The organism is Mesorhizobium sp. M7A.F.Ca.MR.362.00.0.0, from assembly GCF_004023175.1.
Taxonomy (GTDB): domain Bacteria; phylum Pseudomonadota; class Alphaproteobacteria; order Rhizobiales; family Rhizobiaceae; genus Mesorhizobium.
Genome location: NZ_RZTF01000254.1, coordinates 1 through 4340, shown reverse-complemented (window position 1 = coordinate 4340; position 4340 = coordinate 1). Strand labels below are relative to the sequence as shown.

2 protein-coding genes and 1 pseudogene are annotated in these 4340 nt (G+C 63.6%); all 3 read left to right on the top strand.

The window, feature by feature from the left end:
- Positions 1–2036, top strand: a 2036-nt coding sequence (locus EOC06_RS25345) for a beta strand repeat-containing protein (RefSeq protein ID WP_368773600.1), incomplete at its 5' end; no start/stop codon positions are given.
- A gap of 4 nt (positions 2037–2040) precedes the next feature.
- Complete coding sequence (locus EOC06_RS25340; RefSeq protein ID WP_245470042.1) at positions 2041–3747, top strand: autotransporter domain-containing protein; 1707 nt, start codon at positions 2041–2043, stop codon at positions 3745–3747.
- A gap of 70 nt (positions 3748–3817) precedes the next feature.
- A pseudogene (locus EOC06_RS25335) lies at positions 3818–4340 on the top strand (hypothetical protein); the annotation flags it as partial.

Sequence of the window (4340 nt, the reverse complement as noted above, 5' to 3'; positions counted from 1 at the left end):
GCTTGGGCCAAAATGCCGACGCCGCCTGCACGCCGGCGGCGCCACCCAACTATGTCTGCTCCGGCGTCAACACGACCGGCCAAATCGTGCCGTCCGGAATCGGCCTGCCGCTCGACGCAGGCGATCTGCTGACCCTTCTGCTGGCGCCCGCCAATCCGGCTGTTACCACTGACCCTGGGTTCAGTGTCTCCACCAGTGATCCCTTCGCGCTCGGCATACTGGGCAAAGGTGCGGTCAGTTATACCGATGCCAATTCTTCGGCGCTAAGCTCGACGACGGGCATAGGCCTTGGCGTCGTGTCGCTGGTTCCGCAGGTGGCGCCTCCCTATTACGGACCGAACCCGGGTGGCGCAGTGACCATCGACACCGGCGGTGCCATAACCGGCGCCCTGATCGGCGTTGCCGCCATCAACACCGGCGACGGCGCAACCAGCGTCAACGCCACCGGCGACATCCAGTCGACAGATGCCAGCGGTTATGGTGTCGTCGTCTACTCGCAAGGTTCTGCTGCTACCGTCACCGCTGGAAACGTGAGCGGCGCGGCCGTCGGCATCTACGCCATCAATCAGGGCCTGACGGCAGATCTCAGCGTCACCGCCACTGGCGATGTCACCGCCAGCGGATACGGCATCTATGCGATCAATGGCGGGCAACAGCTCGATGTTGTCAACACGGTTCTGAACGGCACGCCGACCTTTTCTGGCCCGATCGCCCATGTCGGCAAAGACCTGACTGTCATCGCCGAAGGCACAGTCAGCGGTGGCACCGGCATTGTTGCCCAGAACCTCGGCACTGGCGCCACCAGCGTCACGGCGAAGGCCGCAGTGACCGGGAGCAATACCGGCATTAATGCCTACAGCGGCAGCACGGCGACAGACCTGACGGTTCGCGCCGAAGGCACCGTCAGCGGCGGCGTCTTCGGCATCAATGCCTCAAACGACGGCACTGGCACCACCAGCGTCACGGCGACAAAGGCGGTAACTGGAACAGACGGCGACGGCATTTATGCCGTCAACGGCACTACGGCGAAGGGCCTGACTATCCTCGCCGAAGGCACGGTCAGCGGCTACTTCGGCATCGAGGCCAAGAACAATGGCACAGGCGCCACCAGCGTCACGGCGAAGGCAGCGGTTACCGGGATAAGCGATACCGGCATCTACGCCTTCAACGCTGCCTCGGCGATGGGCGACCTGACGGTCGACGCCATGGCGGTTAGTGGCGCCACCTACGGCATTTATGCCGAGAACAGGGGCAGCGGCGTGACCAGCGTTACCGCCAAGGGCGACGTAGCGGGAACCGGCTACACAGGCATCGTTGCCGTCAACGGCACCATCACGCTCAATCCAGAGGGCACGATTGCCAGCGTTGCGGCAAACGCCAACGCCACCGATCTGACGGTCGACGCCATGGCGGCCAGTGGCAGCGAAGAAGGCATATACGGCTACAACGCCGGCACCGGCGCGACGAAAGTCACGGCGAAAGGCGCGGTGAGTGGCCTTACCGGCATTCATGTTACCAACGCCGGCAGCGCGACGAGCCTGACCGTCGAGGCCGTGGCGGTCAACGGCTACACCGGCATCTATGCACGGAACTTCGGCACCGGCGCCACCAGCATCACGACCACCGGGGCGGTGACCGGGATAGCCGGTCCCGGCATCGATGTGGCCAATTACGGGACAGACCTGACGGTCGACGCCATGGCTGTCAGCGGCGACAACACGGGCCTCGCTGCCTTCAACTTCGGCACCGGCGCCACCAAGGTCACGGCGAAAGGCGCGGCCACCGGGACATTCGGCGCCGGCATCCAGGTGCGAACCGGTACCACAACGACAGGCGGAGTGACGATCGACGCCGCGGCAGCCAGTGGTGGCCAGTTCGGCATCCTGGCCGAGAACAACGGCGCCGGTGCCACCACCATCACGGCGACAGGCACGGTCGAAGGCGGCAACGCCGCGATCAAGGCGATGTCGTCCGCCGGCCAAGCGATTTCCATCACCACCAGCGGCCTGGTGCGCAACAGCTCGCAGATAGCTTAGCCTTGTGGCGGTAGAGACCTCGGGTGGGCCGGTGACCTTCACCAACAATGGCGGGCTGCTTGGCACCGTCAAGCTCGGCACTGCCGCCAATATTGTCGCCAACAACGCAACCTGGAACACCGCCGGCATCAATGAGTTTGGTGGCGGCACGCTGACCAATGATGTTGGCAAGGACATTGTCACCGCCGCCGTCGGCTATGATAGCCCGGTGACGACGACATTCAAGGCGTTGTCCAACTTCACCAACAATGGCAGGCTGACCATGGCCAATGGCATTGCCGGCGATGTCACCAACCAGTTTGCCGGCGATGCGACGTTCGCGGCCGGCTCGGTGCTGGCCGTCGATATCAATGGCACGGGTGCATCCGACCGGTTCGCAGTCGAAGGAACGGCCGATCTGTCCGGCGCGACGCTGGCGGTAACGGCTCAGGGCCTCGCCGTCGGCACCTACACGGTGGTGTCCGCCGGCAGCGGGCTTGGCGGGACGACATTCCAGGCGTTGACCGGCGTCACCAGCACCCCATTCCTGTTTGTGACCGACACCTATGACGCCAACAACGCCTATCTCGACGTGATCAAGGTGCGCGACTTCGCCGATGCCGGGCTGACGCCAAACCAGATCGCCACCGGTGAAGGGCTGGACAGCCTGACCGGTGGGGCTGTGTTCAATGCCGTTGCCGGTCTCGCCACCGACGCCGAAGCCCAGGCAGCCTTCGACCAGCTTTCGGGGGAAATCCACGCCTCGGCCAAGGGCATGCTGGTCGAGGACAGCCGCTTCGTCCGCGACGCAGCGACCAGCCGCATCCGCGCCGCTTTCGGCGATGTTGGCGCGGCCGCATTGCCGGTCATGGCCTATGGCGAAGGCGGCCCCGAAATGGTCGCCGCCGATACTGACCGCTTTGCCGTCTGGGGCCAAGCTTTCGGGTCCTGGGGCAATACCGACAGCGACGGCAACGCCGCTGCCTTCGATCGTTCGACGGGGGGCCTGCTGGCGGGCGCCGACACGCTGGTGGGCGGCTGGCGTGTCGGTTTGCTCGGCGGCTACAGCCATTCGAGCTTCGATGCCGACCGAAACTCCTCCGGCAAGAGCGACAGCTATCACCTCGGCCTCTATGGCGGCACCAACTGGGGCGCCATCGCTTTCCGCACCGGCGCTGCCTACTCCTGGAGCAGTCTTTCGACCAAACGCTCGGTTGCTTTCAACGGCTTCACGGATCGGTTGTCGGCCGACTACGATGCCGGCACCGCGCAGGTCTTCGGCGAACTCGCCTACAAGGCCGATGCCGGACAATTCAGGTTCGAACCGTTCGCCAACCTGGCCTATGTCAGCGTCCATACCGACGGCTTCACCGAAGACGGTGGCGATGCGGCACTGACCAGCGCCGGTACGTCCACCGATGCGACCTTCACCACGCTCGGCCTGCGCGGTTCCTCGGACTTCGCGTTTGGCGGCATGAATGCCACGGTGCGCGGCATGCTCGGCTGGCGTCATGCCTTCGGCGATGTCACGCCAACCTCCAGCTTCGCCTTCGCCGGCGGCGATCACTTCACCATCGCCGGCGTGCCGATCGCCAGGGACAGCGCGGTCGTCGAGGCTGGGCTCGACTTCAACATGTCGGCCAACGCGACGCTGGGCCTGGCCTATACCGGCCAATTCGGCGGCGGCACGGTCGACCAGGGCGCAAAGGTCGATCTCGCCGTGAAGTTCTGAACAGCAACAGGTGGCGAGCAGCAAAAGCGCACCGTCACCACGGTAATGGCAAGAAACTGCTGGAGGTCACATGGTCAGGTCAAAGGTCGATTTCCACACCAAGCATGAAAGCGGTTTTGTCCCAACGCAGGGATGTAAACTGCCATTCGACACGGACCTTCTGGGAGGCGAGGCCAAGGCGCGAGAGAAATTGCTTGGCAAGCAGAACGCTTTCCTTTCCAAGACAAGACGTTCCGCCAAAGACGTCGACCACCTGATCGAAGAGATGGTCGCATTCGAAAAGATCCGGTCTGGACACTATTGGCGAGACTATCGGGCGGACCTGATTGCGCGGAACGTGCGATCGGCGGTTGGCAAAACAGGATCCTTGCTCGATCTAGGCAGATTGTCGCAACGACCAGCGACCAGCACGGTTATGATACCACGCCTCGATATACCCGACCTGGGGCCCGTTCCTTTTGGTCCGGTCGAACGGGGGGAATTGCAGAGGATCGACCTGAACACGGTCGATCGAGGAACCTACTTCGACAAGTGGTTCAACTATAATGGACGGTGGACGCTCAGCCAACTCTACGATCATGCCGTGACCGATC